13 protein-coding genes are annotated in these 14887 nt (G+C 69.3%); 8 read left to right on the top strand and 5 right to left on the bottom strand.

Translation table 11 applies throughout. The annotated features are described in order from the left end of the window. Positions 1-97 precede the first annotated feature (97 nt). The 5 genes from def to GDJ08_RS10475 all read left to right on the top strand — a co-directional run bounded on the left by def (position 98) and on the right by GDJ08_RS10475 (position 6123). Positions 98-610 (top strand): peptide deformylase, encoded by a 513-nt coding sequence (gene def / locus GDJ08_RS10495; RefSeq protein ID WP_136004464.1) that lies wholly within the window; start codon positions 98-100, stop codon positions 608-610. A 99-nt stretch (positions 611-709) separates the two neighbouring features. After that, on the top strand, positions 710-1633 hold the full coding sequence (gene fmt / locus GDJ08_RS10490; RefSeq protein ID WP_017354355.1) for a methionyl-tRNA formyltransferase: 924 nt from the start codon (positions 710-712) through the stop codon (positions 1631-1633). Position 1634: 1 nt separating this feature from the next. Further along, positions 1635-2975 (top strand): 16S rRNA (cytosine(967)-C(5))-methyltransferase RsmB, encoded by a 1341-nt coding sequence (gene rsmB / locus GDJ08_RS10485; RefSeq protein WP_229296490.1) that lies wholly within the window; start codon positions 1635-1637, stop codon positions 2973-2975. 25 nt (positions 2976-3000) lie between these two features. Further along, positions 3001-4722 (top strand): ArnT family glycosyltransferase, encoded by a 1722-nt coding sequence (locus GDJ08_RS10480; RefSeq protein ID WP_153164828.1) that lies wholly within the window; start codon positions 3001-3003, stop codon positions 4720-4722. A gap of 111 nt (positions 4723-4833) precedes the next feature. Next, positions 4834-6123, top strand: a complete 1290-nt coding sequence (locus tag GDJ08_RS10475) for an O-antigen ligase family protein (protein ID WP_017357126.1) — start codon at positions 4834-4836, stop codon at positions 6121-6123. On the opposite strand, the gene GDJ08_RS10470 is transcribed toward GDJ08_RS10475, so the two are convergent. Continuing rightward, positions 6108-6926 carry a glycosyltransferase family 2 protein gene (locus GDJ08_RS10470; protein ID WP_017357127.1) on the bottom strand — a complete coding sequence of 273 codons (819 nt, stop codon included), beginning with the start codon at positions 6924-6926 and terminating at the stop codon, positions 6108-6110. The genes GDJ08_RS10475 and GDJ08_RS10470 overlap by 16 nt on opposite strands. Here GDJ08_RS10470 and GDJ08_RS10465 point away from each other — a divergent pair. Then, entirely contained in the window at positions 6925-7983 is a 1059-nt protein-coding gene (locus GDJ08_RS10465) for a CDP-glycerol glycerophosphotransferase family protein (protein ID WP_026070936.1), read from the top strand. The two genes, GDJ08_RS10470 and GDJ08_RS10465, sit on opposite strands and share 2 nt — an antisense overlap. Before the next feature lie 22 nt (positions 7984-8005). Here the strand turns inward: GDJ08_RS10465 and GDJ08_RS10460 are convergent, their stop codons facing one another. The 4 genes from GDJ08_RS10460 to GDJ08_RS10445 form a co-directional block, all read right to left on the bottom strand. Beyond that, on the bottom strand, positions 8006-9529 hold the full coding sequence (locus GDJ08_RS10460) for a PH domain-containing protein (RefSeq protein ID WP_229296489.1): 1524 nt from the start codon (positions 9527-9529) through the stop codon (positions 8006-8008). Then, complete coding sequence (locus GDJ08_RS10455) at positions 9526-10041, bottom strand: PH domain-containing protein (protein WP_136004458.1); 516 nt, start codon at positions 10039-10041, stop codon at positions 9526-9528. The genes GDJ08_RS10460 and GDJ08_RS10455 overlap by 4 nt, the downstream gene beginning before the upstream one ends. 82 nt (positions 10042-10123) lie before the next feature. Beyond that, positions 10124-11260 (bottom strand): GTP cyclohydrolase II RibA, encoded by a 1137-nt coding sequence (ribA, locus tag GDJ08_RS10450; RefSeq protein ID WP_026071013.1) that lies wholly within the window; start codon positions 11258-11260, stop codon positions 10124-10126. Between the two features lie 67 nt (positions 11261-11327). Further along, a complete protein-coding gene (locus GDJ08_RS10445; RefSeq protein ID WP_017357509.1) occupies positions 11328-12245 on the bottom strand; it encodes a lauroyl acyltransferase in 918 nt (305 codons plus the stop codon). 118 nt (positions 12246-12363) lie between these two features. Here GDJ08_RS10445 and dtd point away from each other — a divergent pair, with 118 nt between their 5' ends. Together dtd and rpoD are read left to right on the top strand one after the other, a co-directional pair. Continuing rightward, positions 12364-12804 carry a D-aminoacyl-tRNA deacylase gene (gene dtd, locus GDJ08_RS10440; RefSeq protein WP_017357508.1) on the top strand — a complete coding sequence of 147 codons (441 nt, stop codon included), beginning with the start codon at positions 12364-12366 and terminating at the stop codon, positions 12802-12804. 89 nt (positions 12805-12893) lie between these two features. Further along, positions 12894-14744 carry an RNA polymerase sigma factor RpoD gene (gene rpoD / locus GDJ08_RS10435; RefSeq protein WP_017357507.1) on the top strand — a complete coding sequence of 617 codons (1851 nt, stop codon included), beginning with the start codon at positions 12894-12896 and terminating at the stop codon, positions 14742-14744. Positions 14745-14887 lie beyond the last annotated feature (143 nt).

Below are 14887 nucleotides of genomic sequence, written 5' to 3'. Positions count from 1 at the left end.
CCCGCACTATAGTCCAGAAACCGGGGCGCAGGGCAAGCGTTGGCGATAGAATCGCCCCATACGCCGTTCCCAGCGGCGCCCCCTACCGGTAATTGTCATGGCCATCCTGCCCATTCTTGAGTTTCCCGATCCGCGCCTGCGCACCAAGGCCGCGTTGATCGACGCTGCCGAAGTGACCACGCCTGCCTTCCAGGAGCTGATCGACAACATGTTCCACACCATGTACGAGGCGCCGGGCATCGGCCTGGCCGCCAGCCAGGTGGACGTGCACAAGCGCTTCATGGTGATCGACGTCAGCGAAGAGAAGGACACCCCGCGGGTGTTCATCAATCCCGAGATCGTCGCCAATGAAGGCGGCCAGGTGTACCAGGAAGGCTGCCTGTCGGTCCCGGGCATCTTTGCCGACGTCACCCGCGCCAACCAGATCACGGTGCGCTTCCTGGACCGCCAGGGCGTGGCCCAGGAACTGACCACCGACGGCGTGCTGGCGGTGTGCATCCAGCACGAGATGGACCACCTGGACGGCAAGCTGTTCATCGATTACCTCTCGCCGCTCAAGCGCGAGATGGTCCGCAAGAAGCTGGCCAAGCAGCGCAAGCACGTTGCCTGAGATGGTCGCGGAAACGGCCACGCGGCAGGACCGCGTGCCGCTTCCGGTGTCGCGGCGCCGGCCACCGGCGCCGTTTTTCTTTCTGCAAGTGGGGTCGCCATGAGGATTGTCTTTGCCGGTACGCCGGAGTTCGCCGTCTCGTCGCTGCGGGCCGCCGCCCGCCACCATGAGGTGGTTGCGGTGTACACCCAGCCCGACCGCCCGGCCGGTCGCGGGCGCGGGCTGATGCCCTCGCCGGTCAAGCTGGAGGCGATCGCGCGCGGCATCCCGGTGTTCCAGCCGGAAAGCCTGAAGACCCCCGAAGCGCAGCAGCAGCTTCACGACCTGCAGCCGGACCTGATGGTGGTGGTGGCCTACGGCCTGATCCTGCCCAAGGCCGTGCTCGCCATTCCCACCCACGGGTGCTGGAACGTGCACGCCTCGCTGCTGCCGCGCTGGCGCGGTGCCGCGCCGATCCAGCGCGCGATCCAGGCCGGCGACGCCGAAACCGGCGTGTGCCTGATGCAGATGGAGGCCGGCCTGGATACCGGCCCGGTGCTGCTGCGCCAGCACACCCCGATTGCGGCGGGCGAGCTGGGCGGCCAGCTGCACGACCGCCTGGCCGAGCTTGGTGCGCAGGTGCTGTCCGATGGCCTGGGTCTGCTGCGTGCCGGCATCAAGCCGATCGCCCAGCCGCAGCCCGAGGCCGGCGTGACCTACGCGCACAAGCTGGACAAGGCCGAGGCTAGGCTGGACTGGGCGCAGGACGCCCAGCAGCTCGAACGGACCGTGCGGGCCTTCAATCCCTGGCCGATTGCCGAAGCGCAGCTGGCCGGTGAGCGCGTGCGCATTCACGGTGCAGTGGCGCTGCCCGACAACAAGGGCAAGGCGCCCGGCACCCTGCTGGCGGCGGCCCGCGAAGGCATCGACATCGCCTGCGGCCAGGGCGCGCTGCGCCTGCGCGTGCTGCAGCGCGAAGGCGGCAAGGCGATCACCGCAGCGGACTACCTCAATGCCCGCCGCGACCTGGCCGTGGGCGCCTGAGATGGCCCATCCCCGGCAGGAAAAACAGGCCGCGCCGCGCGCTGCGATGGCGCCCGGCGTGCCCACCCGCGTGCTGGCCGCCAAGGTGCTGGCCCAGGTGATCGGCCGCGGCCGGTCGCTCAAGGCCGAGCTCTCCACCGCTTTGCCCACGCTCGATGACAGCCGCGACCGCGCGCTGCTCGAAGCGCTGTGCTTTGCGGTGCTGCGCCGGCGCAATGCGTACGACGCGGCACTGGCGCAGTGGATGCAGCGCCCGCTGAGCGTGCGCGAAGACGAACTGCGCGCATTGCTGCTGGTCGGCTTCGCCCAGCTGGATGCGCTGGAACTGCCGGCGCACGCCGCGCTGTCGGCCACGGTCGATGCCGCGCGCGCGCTGGGCCGCGAACGCCAGGCCGGCATGGTCAACGCGCTGCTGCGCCGCGCCCAGCGCGAGGGCATCCCCCCGCAGCCGGCGCGCGCGGCGTTCCCGCTGTGGATGGCCGACAGGATCGAACAGGACTGGCCGGACCAGGCCGACGCTGTATTCGAGGCCAGCCTGCAGCCGGCACCGCTGTGGCTGCGGGTCAACCGCCAGCACGGCGATCGCGACACGATGCTGCAGCGGCTGGAGGCGGCCGGCATCGCCGCCGAGGCGTCGCCGATCGCGCCGGACGCGATCCGCCTGCCGACGCCGGTGGCCGTATCGGCCCTGCCGGGCTTTGCCGAAGGCGCGCTGTCGGTCCAGGACCTGTCGGCCCAGCAGGTCGCCGACGCCATGTCGCTGCGCCCGGGAATCCGGGTGCTGGACGCCTGCGCCGCGCCGGGCGGCAAGTCCGCCCACCTGCTCGAACGCGACCCCAGCCTGCACCTGCTCGCGCTGGACATCGATCCACGCCGGCTCAAGCGCATCGGCGAGACCTTCGCGCGCACCGGCGTCGGCGAACACGCGCAGGTGCGTGCCGGCGATGCGAGCGATCCGGCCGCGTGGTGGGATGGCCAGCCGTTCGACGCGATTCTGCTGGACGCGCCGTGTTCGGCCACCGGCATCATCCGCCGCCAGCCCGATGTGCTGCTGCATCGGCGCGAGACCGATATCGAGGCGCTGGTCGCGCTGCAGGCCCGCCTGCTGGATGCCTGCTGGACGATGCTCGCGCCTGGCGGCACGTTGCTGTATGCCACCTGCTCGATCCTGCGCGAGGAAAACCAGTTCCAGGTGGAGGCCTTCCTGCAGCGCACGCGCAACGCCGGTTTCCTGCCGCTGGGTGACGCATTCGGCCACGATTCCTGGGCCGGGCGACAGCGCCTGCCGGGTGAAAACGGCGCTGACGGCTTCTTCTATGCGCGTCTGCTAAAGAAGGGTTAGGCCAACACCGCTAGAATCGCGCCCCATGCTCAACACCCGCGCGTCCCGAGAGTTCTGGTTGCTCGCCCTGATGGCCCTGCTTGTGCTGGGGGCCGGTCTTGGCCTGCGCGACCCGTGGCCCTCCGATGAACCCCGCTTCGCATTGGTCGCCAAACAGATGGTGACCAGTGGCGATTGGCTGTTCCCGCATCGCGGCACCGAGCTTTACTCGGACAAGCCGCCGATGCTGATGTGGTCGCAGGCGATCCTGTATCGCCTGATCGGCGACTGGCGCGTGGCGTTCCTGCTGCCGTCGCTGCTGGCGGCGCTGGGTACGCTGGCCTGCGTCTACGACCTGGGACGACGCCTGTGGACGCGGCGGGTGGGGCTGTATGCCGCTTGGGCGCTGCTGTTTGCGGTGCATTTCACCTTCCAGTCGAAAAAGGCGCAGATCGATCCGCTGGTGGTGTTCTTCATCACCCTGGCCAATTACGGCCTGCTGCGCCACCTGCTGTGTGGGCCGGCGTGGCGATGGTGGTGGCTGGGCTGGTTCGCGGCCGGGCTGGGCGTGATCACCAAGGGCGTGGGTGTGCTCGCGCTGCTGATGATTGTGCCCGCGGCCACGGCGTCGCTGCTCGGATGGCCGCGGGTCAGGCTGCACATCCGCGATGCCCGCTTCTGGCTGGCGCCGCTGGCATTCGTGCTGGCCATCGCGATGTGGTTCGTGCCGATGGTGCTGACCGCGCTGGGCAGCGGTTCGGCCGAGTACCGGGCCTACCTGGACGACATCCTGTTCCGCCAGACCGCCAAGCGCTACGCCCAGTCCTGGGATCACCACCAGCCGTGGTGGTACTTCCTGGCCACCATGCCGTCGATGTGGCTTCCCGCCTTCCTGGTCCTGCCGTGGGCGGTTCCGGCCTGGTGGCGGCGGCTGCGGCGGCGCGATCCACGCTACCTGATGCTGCTGGGCTGGTGGCTGCTGATCGTGCTGTTTTTCTCGATCCCGCACGGCAAGCGCGATGTCTATATCCTGCCGGCGCTGCCGATGTTCTGCCTGGCGTTGGCCCCGCTGCTGCCCGGGCTGCTGCGGCGGCGCGACGTGCAATGGCTGATGGGCGCCTTCACTGCCGTGCTGGCACTGGCGCTGCTGGGCGTGGGCATCGCCATGCTCGGGGGCGAGCCCGGCTTCGAACGCAGCCTGATCATCAAGCGCGGCATCGACACCGCGGTGACCAGCGGCCTGGCCTGGATCGGCATCGCACTGGGCTGCGGCGCGGTGATGAGCCTGGTGTTCAGCGGGCGCCGGCGCTTCCACGTGGCGGCGATCGCCACGCTGGCGATGGCCTGGGTGGCCTACGGGCTGATCGGCTACCCGCTGTTCAACGATTCCAGTTCCGCGCGCGGGCTGATGCAGCAGGTCGGCCAGCGGATCGGCCCGGATGCGGAGCTGGGCCTGGTGGCCTGGAAGGAGCAGAACCTGCTGATGGCCGACCGCGCGGCCACCACCTTCGGATTCAACCGACGCTGGGACAACCAGCTGCGCGACGGCGTGGAGTGGCAGGTGCAGGCCCCCGCGCAGCGCTGGCTGCTGGTGCAGGAAGACGCGCTGCTGGGCTGCGTGGATCGCGACAGCGCCACGCTGGCCGGGGTCGCCAACCGGCGTCGTTGGTGGTTGGTGCGGGCCAGTGATATCCGCAGTCCCTGTACGGCCACGGCGGCTGAACAGAAGCGCGAACGCGAGTTGCACAGAATCGATGGCGATGAGTAAAGATAGCCGGGGTCATCGGGCCATCCAGGTCCGCAGGCCGCTCCGTGGGCGCCGGTCGCGCCGTTCGTGTCAATGGGCCTTGCGGCCTGGGCGTGGTAATCGAGGTTGGCAATGAAGCAGCAAGGCGCGTCCAGCACGACCGACGTGGCGTCATTCCCGCCCTTGCAGGGCCGTCTCGGCGTGGCGCATTGGGTCGCCAACATTGGCCTGTTCTGCCTGCCGGCGCTGATCCTCAGCGTGCCGCAGAACCTGCTGCCGTACGGCCTGCTGCTGTTGCTGGGCAGCCTGCTGGCACCGCTGGAGCTGTGGCGCGCGCGGGTCATCGCCGGTCGTCCGCTGGTGGTGCTGGGCTGGCTGATGCTGGCGGTGATCGCACTGTCGCTGGTGTCGATGCTGCTGTTCGAGCAGGGCCTGCGCGATATCGACAACCGCTCCCGCTTCGTCGTGATCCCGTGGATCATTCTGTGGGTCTGCGCGCTGCGCCCGGCGCTGCACTGGCTGTGGGCTGGTTCGCTGGTCGGCCTGCTGGCGGTGATGGTGTTGTCGGTGGTGCAGGTGATGGGGGGGGCGCCCCGCGCCGAACTGAGCACCAATGCGATCGTGCTGGCCGACATCGTGCTGATGCTGATGGTGCTGCTCGTGTTCTGTCGCCCGCACCACCGCTGGCCGTGGGTGATCGTGGGCATGATCGCCGGCTGCGTCACGATCGTGCTCAGTGGCAGCCGCGGCGTATGGCCGGCGCTGGTGGCCCTGCTGGTGGTGATGGCGATGAGCCTGCGTTGGCGGACCGGGCGGGCGCGGCTGTCGGTGCTGCTGGCGCTGCTGGCGATCGCCGGCACGCTGGCGTTGACCGTCCCCGGCCTGCGCGAGCAGGTGCGCCTGACCGAACTGCAGCACGATGTGGTGCGGATGGAGCGCGGCGACAGCGATTCCTCGGCCGGCGCCCGTGTCGAACGCCTGCAGGTGGCCTATGAGACGTTCTTCGACCACCCGCTGATCGGGGTGGGGATCGGCCACTTCGACAGCGCGATGCTGCGCCTGCCGGTGTGCCGCGAAGACCCGGACGAGCCGCGCTGCCACCTGGGCCACGCGCACAATGACCTGGCCGAGTGGTCGGCCACCCAGGGGGTGCCCGGGCTGTTGCTGCTGCTGGCCGTGTACGGCGTGCCGCTGCTGGTGTTTGCCAGGCTGCACCGGCGCAGTGGCCAGATCGGCTTCCGCGGCCCGGCCGCAGCCGGGATCATGGTGGTGGTGGCCTACGTCCTGTGCGGCCTGACCCAGTCGATGTTCGCCCACCAGATCACCGCGAGCTTCTACGTCACCATCGTTGCCCTGCTGACCGGCCTGTCGGTCCTGCAGGGACACGCCCACCGCCAGCGCCCGGCTCAGGCCGGCGGCTGATCCCGGGGCGGGTCTGCCACCGGCTGGCCGATCTGCAGCATCCACAACATGATGGTCTTCTGGCGCACGTAGTTGGCGCGCACGTAGGCGTACACCAGTCCGTGCCAGCCATCGCGGAACCCGCCGCGGAACAGCCAGCCGCGCCAGAAGCGCCACGCCGGGGCCAGCACCAGCTTGCCCAGCGTGGCGCGCTTGCCGCGGGCGAACTCGTGTTCGGCCATCATCCGCGCATAGCGCTGGGTCTTGGCCAGCTGCTGCTCCAGCGAACGGTAGGGGTAATGGATCAGGTCGCCGCGCAGGGTGCCGACGGTACCGTCGACGCTGGCCGCTTCATGGATCTCCCGCTTGCCGCGCCAGCCGCCGTGGCGGCGGTCAAACAGCCGCATCACCCGGTCCGGATAGGCGTTGCCGTGACGCAGGAACTTGCCGAAGTAGGCCGACAGCCGCGCGAACCGGTAGCCGTGATGGCCGGCGAAGCCGCCAGCTTGGGCGCTCTGGATCGAGGCGCGCAGGGTGTCGTCGACGCGCTCGTCCGCGTCCAGGCACAGCACCCAGTCGTGGCTGGCCTGCGCGACGCAGAAGGCCTTCTGGCTGCGGAAGCCGTCGAACGCGCGCTGCAGCACGCGGGCACCGGCGGCGCTGGCGATGGCCACGGTGGCATCGGTGGAATGGGAGTCCACGACGATGATCTCGTCGCAGAAGGCCAGTGAGGCCAGGCAGTCGCCGATGCGGTCGGCTTCATTGAACGCGATAATGCAGGCCGAGATGCGAGGCCGTTCAACGGGAGCGGTCGTGGAGGACATGATGGCCGAGTACCTGCTGTTTGCGACGGAACGCTATGCGTTGCCTATTCTCGCCCCACTGGCCGAGGCGTTGCACGCATCCGGGCAATCGGTGTCGACCTGGTTCGTCGACGGCGCGGCCGGCGCAACGCTGCCGGGGGTGCCCGGAATAGACCTCAAGCAGGCGCTGGCGCTGCGTCCGCGCGCGGTGTTCAGCGCCGCCAACTGGGTGCCGCCGTTCATTGCCGGGGCCAAAGTACAGGTCTTCCACGGCTTCAACGTGCAGAAGCGCGACAGCGCGCGCGGCCACTTCCGGGTGCGCGGTCTGTTCGACCTGTACTGCACGCAGGGTCCGGCGACCACCACGCCGTTCCGTGACCTCGCCATGCGCGATGGCCATTTCGCCGTCGCCGAAACCGGTTGGCCCAAGCTGGACCCGCTGTTCCGCGATGACGGTGGCCTGTCGGCCGCCCTGCGCGCCCCTGCCCAGGCGCGCCCGGTGATCCTGTTCGGCTCCACCTTCACCGAGCGGCTGAGTGCGGCGCCGCACCTGTATGACCCGATCGCCGCCGACATCGCCCGCGGCGACCGCTACTGGCTGTTGACCCTGCATCCCAAATGTCCCCCCGCGCTGTTTGACCGCTACCGCGCGCTGGCCGGCGCCAACGCCGCCTTTATCGAGCCCGAGCAGGTGATGGCCGCGCAGCGGGCGGCGGATGTGCTGGTGTCGGACACCTCGTCGATCGTGTCCGAGTTCGTGGTGCAGCACAAACCGGTGGTGACCTTCCGCAACCGGGTGCCGCAGCCGCACATGATCGACTTCGACGATGCGGCGCAGCTGCCGGCGATGCTGGCGCGCGCACTGGCGCCGGAGCCGGCCTTGATGGCCGAGATCCGCCGCTATGCCGATGCGATCCATCCCTATCGCGACGGCTGTTCCAGCGAACGGGTGATCGCGGCCACCGAGGACTTCCTGGCCGGGGAACTGGGCCGCCTCAAACGCAAACCGTTCGGCGCCTGGACGCGGGGCCTGCAGATCCGCCGCGACCTGGGATACTGGGGGCCGTCCAGGCGCTGAGGGTGGGCCCCCGGCCGCGCGTCTACCAGTGCAGCCGGCGCCTGGCCAGCGCATCGCCCAGCTGCGCCTGCAACGCGCGGGCCTCGGCGTCGGGCAGGTAGCGCAGGCACAGCGGGAGGCTGCCGCCGGCACCGGCCGTATCCAGCCAGAGGCTGGCAGTGCCCAGCCAACGGTCCAGCGGCGAGCGTGACAGGCGCAGCGCCTGCACCTTGTCCACCTCGGCGAACCGCCACCAGCGGTGCCACCAGCCGCCGCGGACGGCCACCAGTGCGTCGTCCACGTAGTAGCCCATGCGCGCCATACGCCGCCGCGCGCTGAACGCCGACCACGGCAGCCACAGCAGCACCAGCAGGCCCCAGCGCTGGTCTTCCCACACGGCACCGGCAGCCAGCAGCAGAGCGATCACCAGCGCCGGCAGGCACAGCCGCCACCAGCCGCGCCGATCCACCGGCTGCCACGTGGCCGGCGGCCACTGCGCATGCGGCAGCAGGTGCTGCACCAGCGCATCGCACGCGGCCGGCGTGGCCAAGGGGGCCAGCTCGCGCAGGTCGCGCCGTTCGCCATCGCCCGGGGTGCTGGCGGCGATGTCGATGCCCAGATGGCGACGCCCGAACAGGCGCTGCAGGGGACTCTCGCGCAGGGTCCAGGCCTGGATCCGACGCCGCGCCACGCTGGTGCGCAACCGGGTCAGCAGGCCACTGGACACGGTGAGGCGTCGCTCGTGCTCGCTGAGCTGGAAACCGTGGTAGCGCAGGAAGGCCAGCGTCACCGACAGCGCCCGCAGCAGCAGCCAGAACACCAGCAGCGCGGAGGCACCGGCCACGACCCACATCCAAGTGCTGGGATGCAGGTGGCTGGCGTAGCCGAACGCCTGCCGGCTGCCGTTGTCGAGTACGTCGGAGACCGTCCCGCTCGGCACAAACTGCATCACCGCGCCCACGGCCGCCAGCACCACCACCCAGCCACGGTCGGACAGCAGCCCGATGCGCAGCACGTCGCGTGCGCCCAGCCGCAGCAGCACGGGGTCGGTGGGAAGTGGTGGCGGTTCGGTCGCGCCGGGCGCGGCGACGGCCACCGTCGGTTGCCCACGCTGGCGGACCAGTGCTTCCAGTGCGAGTGCCTGGTCCAGCTTGAGCACGCGCATCTCCGCTTCCGGCCGGTTGCCGCCGGCCGATTCCAGCTTCAGCTCGGCCACGCCGAACAGCCGGTGCAGCGGATTCTGGTGCACCACCACGTTGTGGATGCGCGCGAACGGAATCTCGCGGCGGTTGCGCGACACCACCCCGCTGCGCACGGTGATCGCATCGCGCCCGATCTGGTAGCGGTAGGTCAGGTACTGCAGCAGGGCGTACGCTACCAGCCCCACCACGGCGATCAGCGGGCCCAGTGTGAGCCACAGCTGGTCGCGGTCGCCGCGGTTGCCGAACACCACCAGCGCCACCAGCGGCAGCAGGGATTGGCGCAGCTGCATCAGCAGCACGAACAGCCACGACCACGGATGCAGGCGTTGCTCGGGTGCCGGAGTTTCGGGGGCCGGGGTGCTCACAGGGCGTCGTCGTCCTGGTCGAGCTGGTGGGCCAGGGTGTCGCGCAGGCGCTCGGCATCGGCCTGGTCCAGGCCACTGATCGAGACCGCACTCATGCGGCTGCCGGCGGTGTGCACCACCAGCGTGGCCAGCCCTGCACTACGCTCGATCGGCCCGCGACGCAGGTCCAGGTGCTGTACGCGCGAGATCGGGACATGGGTTTCCTGCTGCCACAGCAGCTCGCGGCGCAGGCCCAGCCCGCGCGCATCCAGGCGCCACGACGTGCGGCGCTGACGGCGGAAGCCAATCACCGCGCCGATCAGTGCGCCGAGCACCACCATCGCGGCCACGCCCCACCAGCGCCCGGGCAGCGCCAGCAGGAACCAGCCGGCACCGAGCGCGCCGCCGGGCAGCAGCGCGCCGGTCAGCGCGCCGCTGGCTGCGGCAATGGAGGCCGCACGCAGCGGCAACGGCTGCCAGGCTGCCGGAAGCGGCAGCGCGGGCGGCACGACGGGATCGATGGACTCGGTCAAGGCAGGGCGCTCGGCGTGGACAGGGCCGGACGCCCGCGTCAGCAACCGGCGCCCGTGGCGCAGACGGTAGCAGGTTGCCCGGTTACTGCGCGGCCTGGATCAGCGCGTCGACATCGAGCAGGTGCCCCGCGCGCTCGGCCTTGGTGCGCAGGTAGTGCTCGTTCTCGACGGTGATGTCGCCGGTGACCGGCACGCACTCCACCACCTCGATACCGGCATGGCGCAGGCGCTGGGCCTTGGTGGGGTTGTTGCTGAGCAGCTGCACCCGCGACACGCCCAGGCCCTGCAGCATCGCCGCCGCGCTGCCGTAGCGGCGTTCGTCGGCGCCGAAGCCGAGCTGTGCATCGGCGTCGATGGTGTCCAGGCCGTCATGTTGATAACCGTACGCGCGCATCTTGGCGGCGATACCGGTACCGCGCCCTTCCTGGTCCAGATACAGCAGCACGCCACCGCCAAGATCCTTGAGCTTGCGCAGGCCGCGGCGCAGCTGATCGCCGCAGTCGCACTTGAGCGAGCCGAACAGATCCCCGGTCAGGCAGGACGAGTGCACGCGTACCGGCACCACGCCGGACAGATCCGGGGTGCCCACGATGATCGCCACCTGGTCGCGCTGGGCGACACCGCCGCGGAATACCGCGAACTCGGTCATGCCGACGTCGCGCAACGGCACCGGCGAGCGCGCCACCAGCTCGTAGGCATGGGCGGCCTGCTCGGCGCCCTGGTGCAGGTCGCACAGAGAGACCTGCGCGCAGCTGTCGAAGCGGGTATCGGCCGGGTCCAGCAGCACCCCGACCGTGGCTGGCAGCAACAGGCCCAGCCGCGCCACTTCGATCGCGCCGTCGTCCAGCGCCTGGCCGGCGCTCCAACCTGGCGGCATCGCCTCCGGTTCGCGCAGGTAGCCCAACGATGGCAGTGCATCGAAATCGATCCCGGCCAGCGGCACGCGCGCGCCATGTTCGGCCGCCACGCCCAGCACCCGCGCGCGGGTGGCGGTGAGGAACAGGTAGTGCTGGCCGGCCGCGGCCTCGGCGAAGGCACCGAAGCTGCTGCGGGTGCTGCTGTCCAGGGCGATGAACGCCAGGCGCTGGCCGTGGCTGTCATCGATCACCACCGGGCGGCCGGCACGCAGCTCGGCGACCGCGCGCTCGCAGCGGATCGCGGCCGGATCGCCGAACAGGGAAGAAGCAGCATCAGACATGGCAGGGGCCGTGGGGGACATCGTGGGTTCACAGTGGGGACGAGGGGCGACGATTCCAATCGCGCCCGGGCGCGACACAGCGTCGCATTCAGTGCGGGTGTTCCTCGGTGGCGTAAGGGTCCACTTCGCCGCTTTCCGGCGGGCGCAGCGTGTAGCGCTTGTAGGTCCACTGGTACTGGCTCGGATCGCGGCGCGCGATCCGTTCAATCCCGGCATTGAGCGCGCTGGCGGCGGTGCGCGGGTCCGGGTCGGCCACCGTCGGCGGCGCCGGCTCGATGTGCAGGGCGAACTGCATGTCCGGGCCGATCCGCTCGCACCAGCCGTACAGCACGGTCGCCCCGGTACGCTCGGCGAGCCGGTTGACCAGGGTCATGGTCAGCGCCTCGATGCCGAAGAAGGGCGCGAACACGCCGTCGCCGGCCTTCGGCTGCTGGTCGGGCAGGATGCCGGTGGCCCCGCCGTCCTTGAGTACCTTGAACAGCTGGCGCACGGCCGGGCCCTCGGCGCGCACCTGCTGCACGTTGTCGCCGCCACGCACCAGCTGCAGGAAGGCGTCGCCCACCGCTTCATCGGGCGCCTTGTAGACGATGGCGATGGGCCCGCGCGAGGCCAGCCACTGGTTCAGCAGCTCCCAGTTGCCGTAATGCGGGGCGGCCACGATCACGCCCCTGCCCGAGGCCAGCGCGGCGTCGTACAGGGCCTCGCCGTGACGCTCGGTCAGGCAGGCCAGGTTGCGCTCGCGGGGCTGGGTCCACAGCCGCAGCGTTTCGATGGCCTGCATCGCGGTCGAGCGCAGCACCGCCTTGTGCAGCGCCGCGCGGTCGGCCGGGGCCAGCTCGGGGTAGGCCAGCTCCAGATTGCGTCGGGTCACCCGGCTCTCGCGGGCATTGAGGCGGATCCACAACCAGGCCAGGGCGGCGGCGAACCCACGCAGCCAGGCCCAGGGCAGGCGGGTGAACAGGGCAGCGGCGCGATAGGCCAGGCGGGCGGTGGTATGCGGTTTCATCACGTGGAAGTCTAGCCGCTGGGCGGTGCGGGGGCATCCGCAGCCCGCCCACGGTCCGGATCGCCAACCGCACCCCCAGGCTCTAAGGTGGTCCGCCCTCTGCCACGGAAGCCCTGCCATGCTTGTTCTCATCCAGCGCGTCAGCCAAGCCAGTGTCCGCGTCGACGATGCCGTGGTCGGGCAGATCGGGCCAGGGCTGCTGGCCCTGGTCGGCATGGAGCCGGGCGACACCGACGCGCAGATCCGGCGGATGGCCGATCGCCTGCTTGGTTACCGTGTCTTTGGCGACGAGGGCGGAAAAATGAACCGATCGCTGCTCGATACCGGGGGTGGCCTGCTGCTGGTCAGCCAGTTCACCCTGGCGGCGGACACCGCCAGCGGCATGCGGCCGGGCTTCAGTACCGCCGCCGCGCCTGCGGAGGCTGAACGTGGATTCAACCAACTGGTCGAAACATGCCGTCAAAAGCACGCCCCAGGGGTGGAAACCGGGCGGTTTGGTGCCCATATGGTTGTCAGCCTGGTCAATGATGGTCCCGTGACCTTCCTGCTCAGACCCTAGCCCCGGGACCACCGCCCGGGAAGGCGGGGCGCCGGGCTGGTATAATGCTAGGTTCTATTCCCTCTCCCAGCCGGTGGCGCGAGCACTACATGGCCAACGAACGTCCTGCCCAGCAAAACGACATCAAGCTTCTGATCAGCAAGGGCCTGGAACAGGGCTACCTGACCTACGCCGAAGTCAATGACCACCTGCCCGACGACATCGTCGACCCGGAGCAGATCGAAGATATCATCGGCATGATCAACGGCATGGGCATCGATGTCCATGAAGTTGCACCCGATGCCGAAACCCTGTTGCTCAACGATGGCAACACCGGCAACCGCGAAGTCGATGACACCGCGGCCGAAGAAGCCGCCGCCGCGCTGAGCGCGCTCGACACCGAAGGTGGCCGCACCACCGACCCGGTGCGCATGTACATGCGCGAAATGGGTACCGTCGAACTGCTGACCCGCGAAGGCGAAATCGCCATCGCCAAGCGTATCGAAGAAGGCCTGGGCCAGGTCCAGGCTGCGCTCGGCACCTTCCCGGTGTCGGTCGAAACCCTGCTCGCCGATTACGACGCGCACAAGGAAGGCAAGAAGCGCCTGGCCGAAGTGATCGTCGGCTTCAACGACCTGGTCGAGGAAGTCCCGGCCCCGGCCGTGGCCGAAGACACCAGCGACGACGCCGACGCTGATGCCGACGAGGACGAAGACGACGACGTCGACGCCGAGGAAGACGCCGGCCCGACCGGCCCGGACCCGGAAGAAGTCGCGCGCCGCATGCAGGCGCTGACCGACGCCTATGCCGCGTTCAAGAAGGCGGCCGCCAAGGGCGACCGCAAGCCGCTGGCCAAGCTGCGCGACGACATGGCCGCCGTGTTCGTGACCCTGAAGCTGCCGCTGCCGCTGACCGACGTGCTGGTCAAGCAGCTGCGCGACGTCATGGCCGACATCAAGTCCCACGAGCGCCGCGTGCTGAACCTGGCGACCGTGACCGCGCGCATGCCGCGCAAGGACTTCATCCGTTCCTGGGAAGGCAACCAGACCAACCTGGAATGGGTGGAAGACGCCCTCAAGCGCAAGCAGAAGTGGTCCTCGGCCCTGCGTGATGTGAAGGACCAGATCATCGCCGAGCAGCAGGCCACGATCGACATCGAGAAGACCACCTGGCTGGAACTGGAAGAGCTGAAGGAAATCAGCCGGGCGATGGCCTACGGTGAAGCCAAGGCGCGCAAGGCCAAGAAGGAAATGGTCGAGGCCAACCTGCGCCTGGTGATCTCCATCGCCAAGAAGTACACCAACCGCGGCCTGCAGTTCCTCGACCTGATCCAGGAAGGCAACATCGGCCTGATGAAGGCCGTGGACAAGTTCGAGTACCGCCGCGGCTACAAGTTCTCCACGTATGCGACCTGGTGGATCCGCCAGGCCATCACCCGTTCGATCGCCGATCAGGCCCGCACCATCCGTATTCCGGTGCACATGATCGAAACGATCAACAAGTTGAACCGCATTTCCCGCCAGATGCTCCAGCAGTACGGCCGCGAGGCCACGCCGGAGGAGCTGGCCAAGGAAATGGACATGCCGGAAGACAAGATCCGCAAGGTGATGAAGATCGCCAAGGAGCCGATCTCGATGGAAACCCCGATCGGCGACGACGAGGATTCCCATCTGGGCGACTTCATCGAGGACACCAACGTGGAGTCCCCGATCGAGAACACCACCAACATCAATCTGTCTGAAACCGTGCGCGACGTGCTGGCCGGCCTCACCCCGAGGGAAGCCAAGGTGCTGCGCATGCGCTTCGGCATCGACATGAACACCGACCACACCCTTGAGGAAGTCGGCAAGCAGTTCGACGTCACCCGCGAGCGCATCCGCCAGATCGAAGCCAAGGCGCTGCGCAAGCTGCGTCACCCGAGCCGCTCCGAGCAGCTGCGCAGCTTCCTGGATATCGATTGATCTCCGCGTTGGTGCGTTGATGAAAAAACCCCGCTTCGGCGGGGTTTTTTTATGGGGTGGCGGGAGCGGGTGCCCCGACGGTGGAGCCGACCGTCGGTCGGCTGCCCGCGTGCAGCGCGGCAGTCGGGGGGGGGGCGTACGCA

It is taken from the genome of Stenotrophomonas nematodicola (genome assembly GCF_009467805.1).
GTDB lineage: Bacteria > Pseudomonadota > Gammaproteobacteria > Xanthomonadales > Xanthomonadaceae > Stenotrophomonas > Stenotrophomonas nematodicola.
This window is presented reverse-complemented; position numbering and strand designations above follow the sequence as displayed.

What these genes read in the sequence shown, in the direction of transcription:
- rsmB (WP_229296490.1), top strand. Translation starts at nt 1,635, where the DNA reads ATGGCCCATCCCCGGCAGGAAAAACAGGCCGCGCCGCGCGCTGCGATG.
- dtd (WP_017357508.1), top strand. Translation starts at nt 12,364, where the DNA reads ATGCTTGTTCTCATCCAGCGCGTCAGCCAAGCCAGTGTCCGCGTCGAC.
- GDJ08_RS10470 (WP_017357127.1), bottom strand. Translation starts at nt 6,926, where the DNA reads ATGTCCTCCACGACCGCTCCCGTTGAACGGCCTCGCATCTCGGCCTGC.
- ribA (WP_026071013.1), bottom strand. Translation starts at nt 11,260, where the DNA reads ATGTCCCCCACGGCCCCTGCCATGTCTGATGCTGCTTCTTCCCTGTTC.
- rpoD (WP_017357507.1), top strand. Translation starts at nt 12,894, where the DNA reads ATGGCCAACGAACGTCCTGCCCAGCAAAACGACATCAAGCTTCTGATC.
- GDJ08_RS10475 (WP_017357126.1), top strand. Translation starts at nt 4,834, where the DNA reads ATGAAGCAGCAAGGCGCGTCCAGCACGACCGACGTGGCGTCATTCCCG.
- GDJ08_RS10465 (WP_026070936.1), top strand. Translation starts at nt 6,925, where the DNA reads ATGATGGCCGAGTACCTGCTGTTTGCGACGGAACGCTATGCGTTGCCT.
- GDJ08_RS10445 (WP_017357509.1), bottom strand. Translation starts at nt 12,245, where the DNA reads ATGAAACCGCATACCACCGCCCGCCTGGCCTATCGCGCCGCTGCCCTG.
- GDJ08_RS10480 (WP_153164828.1), top strand. Translation starts at nt 3,001, where the DNA reads ATGCTCAACACCCGCGCGTCCCGAGAGTTCTGGTTGCTCGCCCTGATG.
- fmt (WP_017354355.1), top strand. Translation starts at nt 710, where the DNA reads ATGAGGATTGTCTTTGCCGGTACGCCGGAGTTCGCCGTCTCGTCGCTG.
- def (WP_136004464.1), top strand. Translation starts at nt 98, where the DNA reads ATGGCCATCCTGCCCATTCTTGAGTTTCCCGATCCGCGCCTGCGCACC.